At 64.7% G+C, this 17,693-nt stretch carries 17 protein-coding genes and 1 riboswitch; of the genes, 10 read left to right on the forward strand and 7 right to left on the reverse strand.

Annotated elements, in window-relative coordinates; genetic code table 11:
- Positions 1-20: 20 nt before the first annotated feature.
- From AB3X86_RS05745 to AB3X86_RS05760, 4 genes are all read right to left on the reverse strand, one after another.
- Positions 21-824: a molybdopterin-dependent oxidoreductase gene (locus AB3X86_RS05745; RefSeq protein ID WP_368595224.1), complete on the reverse strand. Its 804-nt coding sequence runs from the start codon at positions 822-824 to the stop codon at positions 21-23.
- Between the two features lie 74 nt (positions 825-898).
- Positions 899-1,549: a cytochrome b/b6 domain-containing protein gene (locus AB3X86_RS05750; RefSeq protein WP_368595225.1), complete on the reverse strand. Its 651-nt coding sequence runs from the start codon at positions 1,547-1,549 to the stop codon at positions 899-901.
- A 50-nt stretch (positions 1,550-1,599) separates the two neighbouring features.
- Complete coding sequence (locus tag AB3X86_RS05755) at positions 1,600-2,469, reverse strand: DUF1223 domain-containing protein (protein WP_368595226.1); 870 nt, start codon at positions 2,467-2,469, stop codon at positions 1,600-1,602.
- 109 nt (positions 2,470-2,578) lie between these two features.
- Positions 2,579-3,037, reverse strand: a complete 459-nt coding sequence (locus AB3X86_RS05760) for a hypothetical protein (RefSeq protein ID WP_368595227.1) — start codon at positions 3,035-3,037, stop codon at positions 2,579-2,581.
- A 589-nt stretch (positions 3,038-3,626) separates the two neighbouring features.
- Between AB3X86_RS05760 and AB3X86_RS05765 the strand changes: the two genes are divergently transcribed.
- The 6 genes from AB3X86_RS05765 (at position 3,627) to AB3X86_RS05790 (ending at position 10,435) form a co-directional block, all read left to right on the forward strand.
- Positions 3,627-4,031, forward strand: coding sequence for a GreA/GreB family elongation factor (locus AB3X86_RS05765; protein ID WP_368595228.1), 405 nt, complete (start codon positions 3,627-3,629; stop codon positions 4,029-4,031).
- A 141-nt stretch (positions 4,032-4,172) separates the two neighbouring features.
- Positions 4,173-4,290: riboswitch (TPP riboswitch) on the forward strand.
- A gap of 88 nt (positions 4,291-4,378) precedes the next feature.
- A complete protein-coding gene (gene thiC / locus AB3X86_RS05770) occupies positions 4,379-6,310 on the forward strand; it encodes a phosphomethylpyrimidine synthase ThiC (RefSeq protein ID WP_176368060.1) in 1,932 nt (643 codons plus the stop codon).
- A 150-nt stretch (positions 6,311-6,460) separates the two neighbouring features.
- Positions 6,461-6,685, forward strand: a complete 225-nt coding sequence (locus AB3X86_RS05775; RefSeq protein ID WP_368595229.1) for a glycine zipper 2TM domain-containing protein — start codon at positions 6,461-6,463, stop codon at positions 6,683-6,685.
- A 244-nt stretch (positions 6,686-6,929) separates the two neighbouring features.
- The gene (locus AB3X86_RS05780) at positions 6,930-7,397 is read left to right on the forward strand and encodes a hypothetical protein (protein ID WP_368595230.1); all 468 of its coding nucleotides are present in this window, start codon (positions 6,930-6,932) and stop codon (positions 7,395-7,397) included.
- Positions 7,398-7,615: 218 nt separating this feature from the next.
- Positions 7,616-9,214, forward strand: a complete 1,599-nt coding sequence (locus AB3X86_RS05785; RefSeq protein WP_368595406.1) for an L-lactate permease — start codon at positions 7,616-7,618, stop codon at positions 9,212-9,214.
- Positions 9,215-9,505: 291 nt separating this feature from the next.
- A complete protein-coding gene (locus AB3X86_RS05790) occupies positions 9,506-10,435 on the forward strand; it encodes a DMT family transporter (protein WP_368595231.1) in 930 nt (309 codons plus the stop codon).
- Between the two features lie 84 nt (positions 10,436-10,519).
- Here AB3X86_RS05790 and bamC read toward each other — a convergent pair whose 3' ends face one another.
- Entirely contained in the window at positions 10,520-11,749 is a 1,230-nt protein-coding gene (gene bamC, locus AB3X86_RS05795) for an outer membrane protein assembly factor BamC (protein ID WP_368595232.1), read from the reverse strand.
- Positions 11,750-12,147: 398 nt separating this feature from the next.
- On the opposite strand from bamC, the gene AB3X86_RS05800 reads away from it, so the two are divergent.
- Positions 12,148-12,612: a DUF2844 domain-containing protein gene (locus tag AB3X86_RS05800; protein ID WP_368595233.1), complete on the forward strand. Its 465-nt coding sequence runs from the start codon at positions 12,148-12,150 to the stop codon at positions 12,610-12,612.
- A gap of 70 nt (positions 12,613-12,682) precedes the next feature.
- Positions 12,683-13,939 carry a DUF3443 domain-containing protein gene (locus AB3X86_RS05805; RefSeq protein ID WP_368595234.1) on the forward strand — a complete coding sequence of 419 codons (1,257 nt, stop codon included), beginning with the start codon at positions 12,683-12,685 and terminating at the stop codon, positions 13,937-13,939.
- 52 nt (positions 13,940-13,991) lie between these two features.
- Here AB3X86_RS05805 and AB3X86_RS05810 read toward each other — a convergent pair whose 3' ends face one another.
- The gene (locus AB3X86_RS05810; protein WP_368595235.1) at positions 13,992-14,435 is read right to left on the reverse strand and encodes a hypothetical protein; all 444 of its coding nucleotides are present in this window, start codon (positions 14,433-14,435) and stop codon (positions 13,992-13,994) included.
- 144 nt (positions 14,436-14,579) lie between these two features.
- Here AB3X86_RS05810 and AB3X86_RS05815 point away from each other — a divergent pair, with 144 nt between their 5' ends.
- Entirely contained in the window at positions 14,580-15,197 is a 618-nt protein-coding gene (locus AB3X86_RS05815) for a cadmium resistance transporter (RefSeq protein WP_368595236.1), read from the forward strand.
- A 44-nt stretch (positions 15,198-15,241) separates the two neighbouring features.
- Here AB3X86_RS05815 and AB3X86_RS05820 read toward each other — a convergent pair whose 3' ends face one another.
- Positions 15,242-15,574, reverse strand: coding sequence for a hypothetical protein (locus tag AB3X86_RS05820; protein WP_368595237.1), 333 nt, complete (start codon positions 15,572-15,574; stop codon positions 15,242-15,244).
- A 330-nt stretch (positions 15,575-15,904) separates the two neighbouring features.
- Between AB3X86_RS05820 and leuA the strand changes: the two genes are divergently transcribed.
- Positions 15,905-17,611, forward strand: a complete 1,707-nt coding sequence (gene leuA, locus AB3X86_RS05825) for a 2-isopropylmalate synthase (RefSeq protein WP_368595238.1) — start codon at positions 15,905-15,907, stop codon at positions 17,609-17,611.
- Positions 17,612-17,693: the final 82 nt, after the last annotated feature.

Genomic DNA, 17,693 nt, shown 5'->3' on the forward strand with positions numbered 1-17,693 from the left:
CGCGCGTGCGCCCGCATGCGTCAGGAGCCTCCGAACCAGTTGTAGCCCTGGTCGACCCAATAGCCGCCGGGATACGTGTTGGTGACGAATATCTCGACGATGTGCTTCGGATTTTTGTAGCCGAGCTTGGTCGGCATGCGCAGCTTCATCGGGTAGCCGTATTTCGCGGGTAGTCGCTCGCCGTCGTAAGAAAACGTCAGCAGCGTCTGCGGATGTAATGCGGTCGGCATGTCGATGCTTTCGTAGTAGTCGTCCGCGCATTTGAAGCCGACGTACTTCGCCGTCGTATCCGCGCCGACACGCCGCAGAAAATCGCCGAAGGGCGTGCCGCCCCAGCGGCCGATCGCGCTCCAGCCTTCGACGCAGATATGCCGCGTGATCTGCTCGGCATGCGGCAGCGCGTACAGTTCGGGCAGCGTCCACACGCGCTTGCCGGTCACGAGGCCGCTCAGCTTCAGCTGATAATCGGAGCCGTCGACGTGCGGCACGTCGTCGATGCCGTAGTACGCGTTGAAGGGAAACGGTCGCGTGATCTGCGCTTCCGTGTAGGTCGGCGCGAGCTGCTTGGGATCGAACAGCGCGGCCTGGGCGCGATCGTTCAGCCGCGACACGGCGGTGAGGAAGCGGTTCACGGAAGCGTCGTCGGTCAGCGAGCAGCCGCTCAGCATCGATAGACCGCCGAGCGTCAATAGCTGCTTGCCGAACAGGCGGCGCGACGGCATCGCCAGTTCGCGCTTCGCATCGAGCAGGATCGATGCGCGGTCGAGCGTGCGGCTAACACGCTGCGTGGGCTGGTCTGCTGGTTTGTCGATCGGCTTGTTCATGATTCGGTATCCGTAGGGGTTCGCGTGGCTCGTCGATGAGCGTGAATATCGGCATGGCCGTGAGCAGCCGCGGCTCAACGTCCGCGCAGCATCGCGAGCAACGAACGCGGCACGAGCGCGACCATCGCCAGATGCACCACAAGAAACGCGGCCAGCAGCGACATCGCGGTGAAGTGCACGACGCGTGCGTTGTCGTAGCCGCCCATCAGTTCACGCAGCAGTGGAAACTGCACCGACTTCCAGATCGCGAGCCCCGAGAGCACCAGCACGATCAGATCGGCGATCGCGAACAGGTAGGCGAACTTCTGCACCGCGTTGTAGACGCGCAGATCGTCGTGCGACAGCTTCCCGCGCAACGCGGCGATGAAATCGCGCAGCACCGCGCGCGGCGTCAGCGGCAGGAACTTGCGCACGAAACGCCCGCTCGCGAGATTCAGCGCGATATACACGAGGCCGTTGAACACCAGCAGCCACATCGCCGCGAAGTGCCATTGCAGCGCGCCGCCGAGCCAGCCGCCCAGCGTGATCGCGGTCGGAAAGCTGAACGCCGGGAAGATCGGCGACGCGTCGTAGATGCGCCAGCCCGACAGCATCATCACGATTGCCGCGAGCGCGTTCAGCCAATGCGTGATGCGCAGCCACAGCGGGTGAATGACGCCGCGCTTGGGTGCGGCCGGCGCGGAGGGTGCGCCGGGGCGCAACGCGTGCGGTGTGGGTGTGGACATGGCGGCTCTCCTCGAGGCAGCGGTAGAGAATGCGGCGCGTGCGATGTCGATCAACGGCACGCGGGAAGATCGGCCGCTTGCAGCACGTCGCCGCTCGCGTCGCTTTCGACGAACGCGACCACGCCGAAGCGATCGGCGGCATTGTCGATCGGATCGGCTTTCGCGTCGACGCTCGCTTCGCGTAGATCGATGTCCTGACGAATCCGCGCGTGACCGGCGACGAGTGGCACGGGCCCGAACCATGCGCGCACGACGCGCTCGTGATGCAGCGTCGCGCCGCGGTTTTCGCCCGCGCCGACCTGCGTCGTCAGCGCGTTCTCGTAGACCGCAACATAGGCGCTCAACGGACCCGTGATGGCGGCTGCCGTCGTGCTGAACTGCGCATCGACATCGAACGCGCCGGGCGCACGCGGGCTCAGCGCGAGCGCGACATTGGCCTGCGCAGGTGCGGCGACGAGTTCGTCGATGCGGCGCTCGAAACTGTCGCGTTGCGACCAGTCGCGCAACTCGCGGCCCGCGACGAACACTTCCGGCGTATAGATCGTGTGCGCGCCCGCGAGATGCGTCAGCGTCTCCTGACGTTCGGTGAAGCGATGCTGGGAAAACCGGTCGCTCCAGCCGAGGCTGTTCCAGTAGTCGACGTGCAGTGCGAGCGGCACAATGCCGTGGGCGGCGCCGTTGCTTTTCCATTGACCGAGCCAACGGTCAGCGGGCGGGCAGCTATCGCAGCCCTCGCTGCTGTACAGCTCGACGAGCGCTAACCGGTGCGCGGGGCTGTGCGTCGCGCATTGGGGTCCGGCCGCGACCGCATCGGCCGCACGGATGCCCGAAGCGCTGAGCACAACGAGCGCGAGGCCGGCGGCGGGCCTGGAAAAACTCGTAAAGCGCTGAAGTAGCGAGCGATTGTGCGCGGTCGACATGACGTGCTCCGATCGTAATCTGCACGTTTGTCGAACCGCGCGGCCGGTTATGACAAGCCTCTTTTAATTTTTTTCCGGCAGGGGGAGCGAGCCCAGGCTCGCCCGCGACTCAGTCGTAACTGACCACTACCGTCACGCGCGTGTCCGTATCGGTGCGCCGCGCGTTCAGCGACAGCACGCCGCCCGCGCGATCGAGCGCGTAGTGGCCGTCGCGGGCCAGCACGCCGTGCCCGGCGCCATCGACGAAACGCGCTGCCAACAGATCGCGCGACTGCGTACCGCCGTTCACTTCGAGCGCGACATCCGCCCCGCTGACGACGCCCGGCGGCGCACTGAACGTCACCGTGCGCGAGAAGCGCTGACCGGCCACGCTCGCACTATCGACGGCGACGCCAGTGGGCGCCGTATCCGCGCTGATCTGCAGCGGCGGTGCGACGATCATCCCCACGAACCGGATCACGCCGCCCGTCACCGTCGATGCCGCCGGCGCCGCCAGCGGCGCGGCAAACAATGCCACCACCGCGGCTGTGCGACCGAACGTTCGCCACCGCATTGTTTCCGCTTTCATGTGCACCTCTCTGTCAATCGGCGCGAGTCGCGTCGCGCCATTCACGCGCCATCCCGCGAATCGCTTCGCTGGAGCGCGGCCTTCGCTGCACTTTGTTTAACGGCAATCCTTTGACTGGCTTGAACGCAATGCGGATCAGGTCGCTTTCTTCTGGCACCGCACAAAGACGGCCGATCGACGGAGCGCGATGTCTCCAACGGAAGTGCCCGAGACAGCGTGCTAACATCAAGCTTTCGTCGCTGGTGTCGCGGGCTTCACGTTTTGCTGCGCGGCAACCTGCCGTTCGCTATTCCCATCACCTGGTCGTTTTGCCCGTGACTTCGCTGCGTCGTCCGACTTTTCGTGCTCTCGCCCGCTTGCGCCCATGCCGCGCAGGCGGCTGCGCGCGCGCGGGCGTCGCGCCGCACGGCACCGGCGAGACGTCCCGAATGCTCCCGCTTCACGCCGCCCGGCGCCCTCGCTGACGTAGCCTGCCGATACCCGGGGGCCGCGTCGCCGGGCTCCGGGCTTTCCCATTCGCACTCATTCGCCGACCACCCGCATGGGATCGTCGCACGCGGCCATCCTTCACCGCCTTATCGGAGTCCTGATGATGAAGAAGATCAAAACCTGCTATCTGACCGAACTCGACGTGGCCCGCCTCGAGAAATATGCGGCCGCTAACGCCAAGCTGCAGCACATGCTCGACGATGTGCTCGAACGCGCGGTAATCGTCGACTCGCACGACATCCCGGCCGACGTCGTCACGATGAACTCGCAAGCAACGCTGATCGATTCGGCGAGCGGCGAACAAATGACGTGGACCGTCGTCTATCCGCCCAACGCCGATTTCGCGCAAGGGCGGCTGAACGTATTCTCGCCGGCCGGCCTCGCGCTGCTCGGCGCGCGCCGCGGCGAGAGCATCAGCTTTACGCCACCCAGCGGCGATCAGCAAGTGCTCAAGATCGACAAAATTCTGTATCAGCCCGAAGCCGCCGACGATTTTTCGCTGTAAGCCGGCTGTTCCATTGCTGTAAGTTGCCCTGTCTGATGCGGTCTCGGAATAAGCATAGGAGATGTCTGGATTCATCTGGACCAGTTTTTTGAATCACTCAGACAGGTTGCCAAACCGCGGGCGGGCGGTGTATCGTGTGCGCTGCTAACGCGGGGGTCCTGCGTAGCGCGGAGCTGGAGGTCCGTGTTGCGTGGGTGAGAAATACCCTTTGAACCTGATCTGGATAATGCCAGCGCAGGGAAGCGTACGGATCTCGCACCAGCCTCAACAGCCTCACCTCTTAGCGATTTCCGACCACTTCCATCTCAGTCTCCTGCTTAGCCGCCCCACTTTGTACGGAGACTTTCATGAACGCCAATCCGAAGTTTATTTCCGCCGAAGCCCATGTGGACGAGGCCGCCGTCGCGCCGCTGCCGAATTCGCGCAAGGTCTACGTGACCGGCTCACGCCCCGACATCCGCGTGCCGATGCGCGAAATCTCGCAGGCAGACACGCCCGACAGCTTCGGCGGCGAAAAGAATCCGCCGATCTACGTGTACGACACGTCGGGCCCCTACTCCGACCCGGACGCGAAGATCGACATCCGCGCGGGTCTGCCCGCGCTGCGTCAGGCGTGGATCGAGGAGCGCGGCGACACCGAGCCGCTGACCGGTCTGTCGAGCAGCTTCAGCCGCGAGCGCGCCGCCGATCCGGCCACCGCGCAGCTGCGTTTCCCGGGCCTGCATCGCACGCCGCGCCGCGCGATCCCCGGCAAGAACGTCACGCAGATGCACTACGCGAAGCAAGGCATCATCACGCCGGAAATGGAATACATCGCGATTCGCGAGAACCAGCGTCGTGCCGAGTATCTGGAGACCTTGAAGGCGAGCGGCCCGAACGGCGCGAAGCTCGCCGCGATGATGGGCCGCCAGCACCCCGGCCAGGCGTTCGGCGCGAGCGCGTTCGGTCCGAACGGTCTCAGCGAAATCACCGCGGAATTCGTGCGCGAGGAAATCGCGCGCGGCCGCGCGATCATCCCGAACAACATCAATCACCCGGAGAGCGAGCCGATGATCATCGGCCGCAACTTCCTCGTGAAGGTCAATGCGAACATCGGCAACTCGGCGGTGACCTCCTCCATCGGCGAGGAAGTCGACAAGATGACGTGGGCGATCCGCTGGGGCGGCGACACGGTGATGGATCTTTCGACCGGCAAGCACATTCATGAAACGCGCGAATGGATCATCCGCAACAGCCCGGTGCCGATCGGCACGGTGCCGATCTACCAGGCGCTGGAAAAGGTCAACGGCAAGGCTGAAGATCTGACGTGGGAGATCTTCCGCGACACGCTCATTGAACAGGCTGAGCAGGGCGTCGACTACTTCACGATCCACGCGGGCGTGCGTCTGCAATACGTGCCGCTCACCGCGAACCGGATGACCGGCATCGTGTCGCGCGGCGGCTCGATCATGGCGAAGTGGTGTCTCGCGCATCACAAGGAAAGCTTCCTGTACGAGCACTTCGAAGAGATCTGCGAAATCATGAAGGCCTACGACGTAGCCTTCTCGCTCGGCGACGGCCTGCGTCCCGGCTCGATCTACGACGCGAACGACGAAGCGCAACTGGGCGAGCTGAAGACGCTCGGCGAGCTCACGCAGATCGCGTGGAAGCACGACGTGCAGGTGATGATCGAAGGTCCGGGCCATGTGCCGATGCAGCTGATCAAGGAGAACATGGACCTGCAGCTCGACTGGTGCGACGAAGCGCCGTTCTACACGCTCGGGCCGCTGACCACCGACATCGCGCCGGGCTACGACCACATCACGTCGGGCATCGGCGCCGCGATGATCGGCTGGTTCGGCACCGCGATGCTGTGCTACGTGACGCCGAAGGAACACCTCGGTCTGCCGAACAAGGACGACGTGAAGACCGGCATCATCACGTACAAGCTCGCGGCGCACGCAGCGGACCTCGCGAAGGGTCATCCGGGCGCGCAGGTACGCGACAACGCGCTGTCGAAGGCACGCTTCGAATTCCGCTGGGAAGACCAGTTCAATCTCGGTCTCGACCCGGACAAGGCGCGTGAATTCCACGACGAGACGCTGCCGAAGGATTCGGCCAAGGTCGCGCATTTCTGCTCGATGTGCGGCCCGCACTTCTGCTCGATGAAGATCACCCAGGACGTGCGCGAGTTCGCCGCGCAACAGGGCGTCAGCGATAACGAAGCGCTGCAGAAAGGCATGGAAGTCAAGTCGATCGAGTTCATGAAGCAAGGCGCGGAGATTTATCAGCGGCAATAAGCGGCTTGCGCGACGCGCGCGCGAAGTAGCGCCCTGCAGTATCGAAGCCCGCCGGCATGGCGGGCTTTTTTTATTCCGCCGCGTCGAGCAGGCACGTTGTGTGCTGACAGAAAGAAACAACTAGTTCCAACAACGAAGGGAGTCAGCATCATGAAATCGATCCGTCAACTCGGCACTCGTCTTGGCACGGCCGCAGTCGCGCTTTCGCTCGTCGCGGGTGTCGCGGCATGCGGCGACATGTCCCCACGCACACGTGATACCGCGATCGGCGCGGGTGTCGGCGGCGCGGCCGGCGCGGCGATCGGCGGCAGCGGCTTGTCGACGTTGGGCGGCGCGGCCGTGGGCGGTGTCATCGGTAACCAGATCGGCAAGTGAGCGGCAAGCGAGCGTTGCGTCCGATGATGCGTCTGACGATTCATACAGGACAGCCAAGCATTTATTCCGACCACGCACCGGACTGACGAGGGCCGCGAATGCGGTGCGCCCTCGTCCCGACAGCGCGCGTGGAAATAGACTGAAATATGCGGTTGCGGTTTTGCCACAGCGCTGCCGCGGCAGAAGCGTAAGCTCCTCATAACGACGTCGCGCGAGGCGGCATCGGTTCATCGAGGAGCGCGTTATGAAGTCCCGCGTCGTCACCCATCTTCGCGCGGTGCGCCTCTCGACGCCACGCGAGGCATCCAGTTTTTTCGCAAGTTTCGCGCGGCCCGCCGCCGCGATTTCCGCGCTCGCCTCCAGTCTGTTTTTAGCCGGCTGCTATTACCCCGCCGGCTACTATCCCGCGGGCTATTACACGTCTTACTATTCGACCGCGCCCGCGACCACAGCGGACCAAACCGCACCGGCCACCGATCCACAGCAGACGCCTCAAGCCCAGGCGCAAATGCAGGTCGCGCCGCAGGACATGCCGCCCGGTTATGCAGCCGCGGCGCCCGTGTATGTGGCGCCGCCGGCGTATCCCGCCTACTATCCGCCGCCCGCTTATCCTTATCCCGCCTATTACGGCTATCCCGCCTACTATGGACCGTCGATTGCGATCGGCATTGGTGGCTACTGGGGAGGCCATTGGGGCGGCCACTGGCATTGACCTGTCTTTCGTTCGCCCGCCACCGCGCACACCCGCCCGTACTTTCCCGGCTTGACTCGCCGATATGGCGCTCTATTCTTCAAAGGTTGCACGCAGCACCCGCTTAAATCAGGCGCCGCCGCTTGGTCGAGGCCACTCGCGAGCGTCCGGCGTGGCAGAGCGACGCGCCGTCATGCGCAATCTCCCGCGTCGAATTACACAACAACGAAGGAGAGATGATGTTTCATCAACTGCTCACTCCAGTCGGTAATTCGCTTTTTGCGTCGTTTATCGTCGCCGCGCTGCCGATCATCGTCGTGCTCGCGCTGCTCGGCTGGGCGCGCAGGCCAGCGTGGCAGGCGTCGCTCGCGGGATTGATCGTCGGTTTGATCGTAGCGATTTTCATCTGGCAGTTTCCGGTCGGGCTCGCGTTGAACTCGGTCGCGGCCGGCGTCGTCTTTGCGATCTGGCCAGTGATGTGGATCGTGTTCACCGCGATCCTGCTGTACAACATCGCGCAGCGCTCGGGACGCTTCGAGGCCTTCCGCCTGTGGATGATCGACAACCTGCCGAACGACCGGCGCATCGTGCTCGTCGTCGTCGGCTTTTCGTTCGGCGCGCTGCTCGAGGGCATTTCGGGCTTCGGCACTCCGGTCGCGATCACGAGCTCACTCTTGATCATGCTCGGCTTTCCAACGCTCGAAGCGCTGGTCTTCACGCTGATCTTCAATACCGCGCCGGTCGCGTTCGGCGCGCTCGGCGTGCCGATCACGGTCCTCGGCGCGGTCACGCATTTGCCGTCCGATGTGCTCGGCAAGATGGTCGGGCGGCAATTGCCGTTCTTTGCGGTCCTGCTGCCCTTCTATGTGATCGGCGTGTACGCGGGCTTTCGCAACATGCTGCGGATCTGGCCGGTGCTGCTGGTGTCGGGCCTGAGTTTCGCGCTGACCCAGTTCGTCGTCTCGAACTTCGTGAACTACAGCCTGACCGACGTGTTGTCTTCGCTGGTTTCGTTGATCCTGACCGTGGCGTTCCTGCGGGTCTGGAAGCCCGTCGCCGATCCGAAATTCGCGATCAACGTCGATCGCATCAACGAGGTGCGCGGCAAAATCAGCGGCGTGCAGGGCTGGTATCCGTGGATCATCGTGTCGGTTGTCGTGATCGTCTGGACGGTCGCGAGGATCTTCACGATCGGCGACGTCAAGGTATCGTGGCCGGGTCTCGACAAGGCCGTGTTCATCACGCTGTACAACACGCCGTACGGCGCGATCTGGGACTTCCAACCGCTTGCGACCGGCACCGCGATCCTCGTCGCGGCGCTCATCACCGCGTTCGTCGTGCGGCTCTCCCCCGCCGACTTCGGCAAGGCGATCTCCGACACGTGGGTGCAAACGCGCATCGCGATTCTGACCGTGGCGACGATCGTCGGCCTCGCGTATCTGATGAACTACTCGGGCCTCAACTACACGCTCGGCCTCGGAGTCGCGTCGGTCGGGCCGGTGTTTCCGCTCGTGTCGGCGTTCCTTGGCTGGATCGCGGTGTTCCTGTCGGGCAGCGATACGTCGGGCAATGCGCTGTTCGGCAATCTGCAGGTGGTGGCGGCCAAGCAGCTGAACCTGAATCCGGTGTTGATGGCGGCGACCAACTCGTCGGGCGGCGTGATGGGCAAGATGATCTCGCCGCAGAACATTTCAACCGGCGTCGCGACCACCGACTTGAAGGGCAAGGAAGGCGTCGTGTTCGCCAAGACCTTCAAGCATTCGATTCTGCTCACGGTGCTGCTCGGTGTTCTCGTGTGGGCGCAGCAGAACTTCCTGCAATGGATGATTCCGCACTGAGCTCGCGCCGCTGACGGCGCAACGCAATTCACATTGTTTCGGACGGCGCCCGCGCATCGCGGGCGCCGTTTGCAATTCCGTCCCCGCTACCGCTCCTCCGCATCGCAATTTTTCTCACATATCGGTGAGAATTGCTCGTTTGGCGCGCACCCTCGCGGCGTTTACGATCGACCTACCCGGACGCGGCCGTCTCCCGGATCTTGCCGTTTCATCCCGCATTGAAACGAATCGCGCGATCGCACTGTTAGGATGAGCTGGCGTCTCGACTCAACTGCGCGCGGCGCCATTCCAATGAAAGCCAGAAACCTTCTGCAACTGCTGATCCTCGCCGCCCTGTGGGGCGCATCGTTCCTGTTCATCCGCGTCGGCGTGACCGACTTCGGCGTCGCGCCGCTGATGGCGCTGCGCGTCGGCATCGGCGCCCTCTTTCTCGCGATCGTGCTGATCGCGCGACGACCGCTGCAACAGTCCGCCACGGTGTTGCGCACGCACGCGGTGCCGCTGCTCGTGGTCGGCATCCTCAATTCGGCGGCGCCATTCTGTCTGTTCGCGTATGCCGAGCTGACGCTGTCGGCGGGCGTCACGTCGGTGATCAATGCGTGTGCGCCACTGTGGGGCGCGCTGGTCGGCTTTCTGTGGCTGCGCGACCGGCTCAGCGCGCTGCGCACGCTCGGCCTCGTGGTCGGCTTTCTCGGCGTCCTGATGCTCGTGTGGGACCAGATCGCGACGCCGGACGGCTCGGCCGCCTCGCCGCTCACCGTCGCACTCGCGGCCGGCGCCGCGCTTGGCGCCACGCTGCTCTATGGCATCGCGGCCAATTACACGAAGCGTCACCTGACTGGCGTCGACGCGCTCACTGTCGCGACCGGCACGATGATCGGCGCGACGATCGTATTGCTGCCGCTCGCGGTGATCTACTGGCCCGCCGCGCCGATCTCGCTGCGCGCGTGGGGCGCGGTGATCGCGCTCGGCGTCGCCTGCACCGGCATCGCGTACATGCTGTTCTTCCATCTGATCGCGGTCGCGGGGCCGACACGCGCGATCACCGTGACCTTCGTGATTCCGATCTTCGGCATTCTGTGGGGCGCGCTGTTTCTCGGCGAGACGGTGTCGCCCGGCATGCTCGAAGGGTGCGCGGTGATTCTGGTCGGCACCGCGTTGGCGACCGGCGTAATCAAGCGCTTGCCGTGGGTCGGCTCGCGGCGGCGCGCGGATACCTGAGTAAGCGGTCGAAAAAAAAACCGCCCGGATTGCTCCGGGCGGTTTTTTCGTCGAACCGGCGGCGTTGGCCGCGAGGCTCTCGTATCAGCGCAGCTGATAGGCCATCAGGCTCATGATCTGCTTGGCCTGCGAGCTTTCGTCGACCTGGCCCTTGTCGTCGACCACAGCCACGCGGGTCTGATCCGGCGTCACCGCGCGCACGTTCACGCGATACTCCTTGGCGACCTTCTCCTTCCGGCCGTGGAAGACCTGGCTCCAGAAGCCCTGCTGGGCCGACGACATATCCTTCGGATCGACGTAGCGCACGAAATACAGGCCGCGGCTCACGTCGCGGTCGTCGACCGTGAAATTGCTGCGATCGAGCGCGAGGCCCACGCGCAGCCACGCACGGTCATACGGCTCGCCGAGCGTAAGCTCGGTCGATGACAGCTGCGCCGACGTGTTGTTGGCCGAATCCACGTCCGGCGTCGACGGCTGGGCCGCCAGCGCGACGTTCTGCGCGACAACGGCGGCCGTCGCCGACTTGGCACCCGCCGTCGCCGCGTTCGGCGCGAACTGCGTGCCCGCAGGCGACAGCTCGGCATTCTGCGTGCCACCCGCACCCGATTCAGCCCGCGCGAGCGAGGCCATCAGGCGCTTCAGATATTCCTGCTCGAGCGCCGGGTCGTTCGGCTTGGGTTGCCACTGGGTCGACTCGTTGTTCGTACCGGTGATCGCCTCACGCATGCCTTTCTGGCTGACGAACACGTAAGTGCCGCCCTTCGGCGCGGCTTCGAGACGCGTGCGGAACTTGTTGCGCTCCGAGCTCACGTAGCTGTTGCCCATCGCCTTCGACAGCGTGTTGCGGATAAAGCCGTCGTTGATCTGCGCGTGGGTTTCGTTCCAGTCGGTTTCCATCACGCCCTTGTCGCGCTGGTCGACGACGAGTAGGAAGCCCTGCTCCTGCCAGAAGCGGCGGATTTGCGGCCAGGCCTGATCGGGCGTTTTGTTGTCGATCACGAGCCAGCTTTCGGTGCCGTCGCGCTGGATGTGGATGCCCTGGACGGGCGGCACGACCGCAACCGCGTCGCCGGCCGGCGCCTGCGCCTGCACCTGTTTCAGCGTGGACAACGAGGTTTCGCCGCCCTGCGGCGGCAGCGAACGCTGATCGGCCGTCTCGTCGATCATGTTCGGCGGTACGGCAAGCGATACCTGCTTCGAACGGGAGTCGCTCCTATAGTCGATTTTGGTCGGCGACGAGGTACCGCAGCCGGCGACCAGCCCGCCTGCCATGAGCATTACTGCAAACCGCTTGGTGAGACGAAAATCAGTCATGTTCGGGGAATCCTTCCGCTACGCCACGGCAAGTTTCCGTGGATCAACCCAACATTTTACCGGTCCCGGCGAGGCGTGTGCAAAAACTGGGGTTTGCCCGGGACTCGCCACATGCCACGGCGACGCAACGGCCACGGAAAAAAGGCCGTGCGCGTCACGCTATTTGCCCTCTTATGAGGTAAATTTAACACTCAATGACACTTTCGAGTTGACCTTGGGAGTATTCCCAAAGTCTTCGCCGGATGCCCGCCGCATAAGGGCTTCCGGTTTGCATGCGGCTTGTTTTCCACATGGCGTGCGGTCCTGTCCGCCGCAGGTGTGCAAAGACCAGAAGAAAACCGGTGCTACGTTAATCGAGTTATCTCAATAAAAATCCGGCACCAAACGAGGAAGGCCTCATGTCCAGGTTCAATCTCCATCCATCCGCGATCGCCTCAATGATCGCCGTCGTCGCGTGCTGCGCGAGCTTCGGCGCGCATGCCGAATTGGGCGGCACAATGCCGAGCCAGGCGGTGGCGGGCGCGAGCGCTCCGCGCACGCTGCTCAATGGCGCATTGCGCGCGCGCACGTGGACCGACGCCGGCAATACCACCATCAACGAATACGCGACCAGCACCGGCCTGATCGTCGCCTACGCATGGCAAGGCCCGACGATGCCGGATCTGCGCGCGCTGCTCGGCAAACACGGCGACTCGTACAAGACCGGCGCGGCGGCGGCGGCCGGCAGCGGCAATTTGCATTCGTCGCGGGTCGCGCGCTCCGACGTGATCGTCGAGTCCGGCGGACCGATGCGTGGCTACGTCGGCCGCGCGTGGCTGCCGGCGGCTTTGCCCGCCGGCGTCACCTCCGACGACATCCAGTGACGCGCGCGCCCCGCACGCGTCGCTCGCGCCCCCTTTCACGCCTGAGTTCCACCAGACGGACCGCCACGCCATGAAATCCGCCTTGCGTTTCCATGCCCTGCTTATGATCGTCTGCGCGGCCCTCGTCGGCTGCGGCGGCGCAGGCGGCAGTTCCTCGTCCGGCTCGTCCGGCTCCGGCTCGACGCCGTCCGCGAGCGCGCCGACCAGTTCCGCGACCGCGCCGACTCCCAGCGCGAACGTGCCGCAATCGACCACGCCCAACGTGCAGCCGGTCACGGTCGGCGTATCGCCCGGCAATACGCGCAATATGCTGATGACGAGCGTCACCGTCTGCCAGGCCGGCACCGGCAACTGCGCAACGATCGACGACATCCAGGTGGACACCGGCTCGAACGGCCTGCGCATCCTCGCATCGGCGCTGCCGACCACCCTGTCGCTGCCGACCATCGCCGCGGGCAGCGGCGTAAGCGCCGAATGTGCGGTATTCGGCAGCGGCTACGCGTGGGGCTCGATTCACACCGCGGACGTACGCATGGCTGGCCAACAGGCGTCATCGATTCCGATCCAACTGATCGCCGAGAGCGCGCTGCCCGGCGCACCCGCCGACTGCGCGAACTCCGGCGGCGCGTCGCTGCTGACCGTATCGAGCCTGCACGCGAATGGCATCCTTGGCGTGGGCCTGTTCCCGGTCGACTGCGGCAACGGCTGCGCGAACTCCGCGTTGCCGCGCTGGTACTACAGCTGCACGACGAGCGGCTGCAGCCCGACCGCGCAGCCGCTAGCGCAGCAGGTGACCAATCCGGTCAGCAGCTTCCCGCTCGATAACAACGGCGTCGTGATCGACCTGCCCGCCGTCGCCGATGCGGGCGCGGCGAGCGTGTCAGGCTCGCTGATCTTCGGCATCGGCACCCAGTCGAACAATACGCTGACGGGCACGAACGTTCTGAGAGCGAACTCGGCGACCGGTTACGTGACGACGAACACCGGCGGCCTGACCTATGCGGTGAGCTATCTCGACAGCGGCTCGAACGGCCTCTTCTTCCACTCGACGCAGTTCCCGTTGTGCGGCTTCTGGTACTGCCCGACTTCGACGCAGTCGGCAAGCGCGTCGATCACCGGCATCGATGGCGTGTCAAGCACGGTTTCGTTCGACATCGCCAATTCGAACACGCTGTTTTCGTCGTCGAACAACGCGTTCGACAATCTCGCCGGCAATTCGAGTCTGGGTTTCGGCTGGGGCTTGCCGTTCTTTTACGGCAAACGCATTTACACGGCGATTGCGACGCGCAATACGTCGGCCGGCCAGGGACCGTATTACGCGTTCTGAGGGTTGCCTGGGTTGGATGCGCAGCGACGGTGCGGCGCGCGCGGCTGCGAACTCAGCCCGCCGCGCTGTCCGGTTGTGCTGCCGGCGTGGCCAGCTGCGGCGGCGCGAGCCAGCGGAATACGTCGAGCTGTTCGCCGTGGAATGTGCATTCGGCGGCGGCCGGCGTGCGGACCCTCGACGGCTGGGCCGGCTTCGCGGCCACCTTGGCCTCGGAGGCCGCTTGCGACGCCGATGCCGTGAGCGGCGCGGAAGCCCCGGTCGCGGACGCGCTCACCGCATGCTCGATGGTCCCCTCCACCACGACCCGCGAGCCGCGAATCGCGGCCCCGCGATGCGTGACCCGCAGCCGATCTGACGACATCCCCGACGACGGCTCGGCCAGCTTGCTGCGCATCAATTGTTCACAGGCGCTCGAGTTGCGGGTGACGATGGTGCAGGCCGCCAGCAGCGCCGCGGCGCTCGCGAGACAGGCGACAGAGAGAAGGCGAATCTTCATCGATATTCCGTTGTTCGAGGTCCCGGCCATTGTAGCCGCTTGACCTTGACGCGGCGCATCGGCATCGTGTTGGCCGGCCGCCCGGTTGCCCACATGGCGCGGCGAATTCCAAGCGACTCCCCCGGTAACGATTCCGGCTTCTTCATGCTCAGCCTCGTCCTGCTCGCAACCGTCGCCTATGCCGCGACCAATATCGACAACCTGTTCGTCCTGCTCGGCTTTCTGGCCGAAGCGGGCGCAAAACGGCGTCGCGTGGTCGCGGGACAGTACGCGGGATCATTGATCCTCGTCGCCGCGGCGCTCGTGCTCGCGGCCTTGCTCACGCGCCTGCCAGCCGGGTATGTCGGCCTGCTCGGCTTGCTGCCGATCGTCGTGGGCCTGCACAAGGCGTGGCAGCGCTTCGGTTCTGGTCACGCACTGAATAAAGATAACGTGGACGGCCGCACACGCGCTCCGCCATCCATTCGCGGTTCATCGAGCTGGACCGTCGCGAGCGTCGCCATCGCCAACGGCTCGGACAACCTCGCCGTCTACGTGCCGCTGTACGCCAGTCATACACCCGCCGAGAACGCGCTGGTTTCACTCGTGTTCATCGTGATGATCGGGCTGTGGTGCGCGGGCGCGGCATGGCTCGTCGACCATCCGTTGCTCGGCGGGCCGATCCGGCGGTACGGCTCGGCGGTGCTGCCGCTGATCCTGCTCGCGATAGGCGTATCGGTGTTGTTGAACAGCGATACGCTGCGGCTTTTGTCCGGCGGGTGAGCAACGCGGGGCTCGGTCGAAACACTGTCCAGGCGTCGACGAAGTCAATTTGCCGGCCGCAGCGGTTGCACGTAAGTACGCACGCCGGCCAGCGGCGCGCCATAGCCGCCCGCGCTCGGGTTGTTCGGCAAGCCGTTGACCAGTTGCGCGCGCGGATCGGTCGGATTCAGATTCAACTCGCCCGCCTGCTGGTTGCCGTGCGTCGGATACTCGCTGCCGAGCGCCGCATGTGGCATCAGGCGCGTGCTGTTCTGCGGCGCGTTCATGTCGTTCTGCGCGCTGAGCCCCTGCGCGCCGGCCTGCCCGACGAACCCGCACGCCAACGCCGCGCACGCGCCGGTCCTTGCGACAGCGGATATCCACGCTACTCGTTTCATGTTCGCCTCCTGCTCAGTGAATTGACGATGCCTCGTGAGCTCACCCGTGAATCGAACGCGGCACGAGCACACTGCGTGCCCTTGACGCAATCTCAATAATATGTTCCCATTGCGCACTATGTACCGCGCCCAGACCACCCTATCGCTACTACTAGCCCGCTCTACCGGGCTAGGTCTGCTGCTGCGCGCGTCCGCTTCTCTCTGATACACCGAAGCATCGCTTGAATCCCCAGTAACTGACCCAGCCCCGGTTTCCGACCGGCGGCCCAGTATCGCGTTTTCGTCGTCCGGTCGACACCCGTTCCACGGTCTCTCCCTCGGATGATGAAAATGTTGAAAAACCCCGCTACCAAGTACCGTTCGTTCAAGCCGATCAATTTGACGGATCGCCAGTGGCCGTCGCGCACCATCACGCGCGCGCCCATCTGGATGAGCACCGACCTGCGCGACGGCAACCAGGCGCTGTTCGAGCCGATGAACGCCGAGCGCAAGATGCGCATGTTCAAGACGCTGGTGCAGATCGGCTTCAAGGAAATCGAAGTCGGGTTTCCGTCAGCCTCGCAGACCGATTTCGACTTCGTGCGCGAGCTGATCCAGGGCGGCCATATTCCCGACGACGTGACGATCGAAGTGCTCACGCAGGCGCGCGACGATCTGATCGAGCGTACGTTCGAATCGTTGCGCGGCGCCCCGCGCGCGATCGTCCACCTGTACAACGCGACCGCGCCGGACTTCCGCAAGATCGTGTTCGGCCTCGAAAAGAGCGGCGTGATCGAACTCGCGCAGAAGGCCGCGCGCACGGTGAAGCGCCTCGCCGACGCGCAGCCGGAAACGCACTTCACGCTGCAATACAGCCCGGAAGTGTTCAGCGGCACCGAACTCGAATTCGCGAAGGAAGTCTGCGACGCGGTGTTCGACATCTGGCAACCGACGCCCGAGCACAAGGCGATCGTCAATCTGCCGGCCACCGTCGAAATGGCCACGCCGAACGTCTACGCGGACCAGATCGAATGGATGCACCGCAATCTCGCACGCCGCGATTCGCTGATCGTCTCCGTCCATCCGCATAACGACCGTGGTACGGCCGTCGCCGCCGCGGAGCTCGCCGTGATGGCGGGCGCGGATCGCGTCGAAGGCTGCCTGTTCGGCAACGGCGAGCGCACCGGCAACGTCGATCTCGTCACGCTCGCGTTGAATTTGTACACGCAAGGCGTCGATCCCGAGCTCGATTTCTCGAACATCAACGAAGTCGCGCGCACGGCCGAAGAGTGCACGCAGTTGCCGATCCATCCGCGTCATCCGTATGTCGGCGACCTCGTCTTCACCGCGTTCTCGGGCTCGCACCAGGACGCGATCAAGAAGGGCTTCGCTGCGCAGAAGCCGGACGCGATTTGGGAAGTGCCGTACATGCCGATCGATCCGAGCGACCTCGGCCGCACCTACGACTCCGTGATTCGCGTGAACAGCCAGTCGGGCAAGGGCGGCATCGCGTATCTGCTCGAGCAGAGCTACGGCGTCGTGTTGCCGCGCCGCCTGCAGGTGGACTTCAGCTCGGCCGTGCAGCGCTTCACCGACGACAGCGGTCAGGAAGTCACGCCCGCGCAGATCTGGGAACTGTTCCAGCAGGAATACGTGCGCACGGCCGAGCCGGTCCGCTATGTCAGCCACAGCCTGTCCGAGCATGACGGCCGCGAGCACATCAAGCTCAACGTCGAAATCAACGGCACGCCGCGCGTGCTGACGGGCGCCGGCAACGGCCCGCTCGACGCGCTGATGCACGCGTTCGACGTGCCCGTGCGCATCCAGCACTACGAGGAACGCGCGCTCACGCAGGGCGCCGATGCGCGCGCGATCGCGATCGCCGAAATGGCCGGCGCCGATGTGGCCGGCAGCGCGTTCGGCGTCGGTGTCGATGCGAACCTGATTACCGCGTCGATTCGCGCGGTGATCAGCGGCGTGAACCGCGCGTATGCACGCGTGAACGCGGATGCACAGGAGCGTTTCTTCGACGCAGCGCTGAGCGACGCGACGGTGTGAGTCCTAAGTCTGCCGCGTTGAACGCGCGTCCCGCCACATGTTCAACGGGCTGATGGCAATGAAGAAGGGGCGTCTCGACGAC

The organism is Paraburkholderia sp. BR14374 (assembly GCF_040948685.1).
Classification (GTDB): Bacteria; Pseudomonadota; Gammaproteobacteria; order Burkholderiales; family Burkholderiaceae; genus Paraburkholderia; species Paraburkholderia youngii.

Bases quoted from the DNA above. Each gene is read 5' to 3' on its own strand.
- AB3X86_RS05760 (WP_368595227.1), bottom strand. From the start codon at position 3,037: ATGAAAGCGGAAACAATGCGGTGGCGAACGTTCGGTCGCACAGCCGCG.
- AB3X86_RS05800 (WP_368595233.1), top strand. From the start codon at position 12,148: ATGTCCAGGTTCAATCTCCATCCATCCGCGATCGCCTCAATGATCGCC.
- leuA (WP_368595238.1), top strand. From the start codon at position 15,905: ATGTTGAAAAACCCCGCTACCAAGTACCGTTCGTTCAAGCCGATCAAT.
- AB3X86_RS05780 (WP_368595230.1), top strand. From the start codon at position 6,930: ATGAAGTCCCGCGTCGTCACCCATCTTCGCGCGGTGCGCCTCTCGACG.
- AB3X86_RS05805 (WP_368595234.1), top strand. From the start codon at position 12,683: ATGAAATCCGCCTTGCGTTTCCATGCCCTGCTTATGATCGTCTGCGCG.
- AB3X86_RS05820 (WP_368595237.1), bottom strand. From the start codon at position 15,574: ATGAAACGAGTAGCGTGGATATCCGCTGTCGCAAGGACCGGCGCGTGC.
- AB3X86_RS05745 (WP_368595224.1), bottom strand. From the start codon at position 824: ATGAACAAGCCGATCGACAAACCAGCAGACCAGCCCACGCAGCGTGTT.
- AB3X86_RS05815 (WP_368595236.1), top strand. From the start codon at position 14,580: ATGCTCAGCCTCGTCCTGCTCGCAACCGTCGCCTATGCCGCGACCAAT.
- AB3X86_RS05765 (WP_368595228.1), top strand. From the start codon at position 3,627: ATGATGAAGAAGATCAAAACCTGCTATCTGACCGAACTCGACGTGGCC.
- AB3X86_RS05750 (WP_368595225.1), bottom strand. From the start codon at position 1,549: ATGTCCACACCCACACCGCACGCGTTGCGCCCCGGCGCACCCTCCGCG.
- AB3X86_RS05790 (WP_368595231.1), top strand. From the start codon at position 9,506: ATGAAAGCCAGAAACCTTCTGCAACTGCTGATCCTCGCCGCCCTGTGG.
- AB3X86_RS05755 (WP_368595226.1), bottom strand. From the start codon at position 2,469: ATGTCGACCGCGCACAATCGCTCGCTACTTCAGCGCTTTACGAGTTTT.
- AB3X86_RS05785 (WP_368595406.1), top strand. From the start codon at position 7,616: ATGTTTCATCAACTGCTCACTCCAGTCGGTAATTCGCTTTTTGCGTCG.
- AB3X86_RS05810 (WP_368595235.1), bottom strand. From the start codon at position 14,435: ATGAAGATTCGCCTTCTCTCTGTCGCCTGTCTCGCGAGCGCCGCGGCG.
- bamC (WP_368595232.1), bottom strand. From the start codon at position 11,749: ATGACTGATTTTCGTCTCACCAAGCGGTTTGCAGTAATGCTCATGGCA.
- AB3X86_RS05775 (WP_368595229.1), top strand. From the start codon at position 6,461: ATGAAATCGATCCGTCAACTCGGCACTCGTCTTGGCACGGCCGCAGTC.
- thiC (WP_176368060.1), top strand. From the start codon at position 4,379: ATGAACGCCAATCCGAAGTTTATTTCCGCCGAAGCCCATGTGGACGAG.